Annotated in this window: 1 protein-coding gene; it reads left to right on the forward strand. The window is 54.5% G+C overall.

Going from position 1 to position 255, the window contains the following annotated elements; all coding sequences use genetic code 11:
- The coding region (locus KK062_RS30420; protein ID WP_254088137.1) for a hypothetical protein at positions 1 to 255 on the forward strand (255 nt) is incomplete at both ends.

A 255-nucleotide genomic window follows, 5' to 3' on the forward strand; every position in this document is an offset into this window, starting at 1 on the left:
TTTCTCGGCAGACGACGGTCATATCTACGACAATGCACACAAAGGCCTTCCGGATGTTACTCCCTTGGCTTCGGAGGTTGATGTCGTACTGACCGACAAAAAAGTCACAGGCTCCGTGACCGGCGAGGGCGTAGACGTCGTCATCGTTTCTTACAGCACAGCATACCGCGATTGGAACCTCTACGGCCCGAAGGGACAGCTGACGATGGCACTCCCGGAAATTCCATTCGAAATCAGCACGCTTCTCACAGGCGA

It is taken from the genome of Dawidia cretensis, assembly GCF_018598175.1.
Lineage (GTDB): Bacteria > Bacteroidota > Bacteroidia > Cytophagales > Cyclobacteriaceae > Ohtaekwangia > Ohtaekwangia cretensis.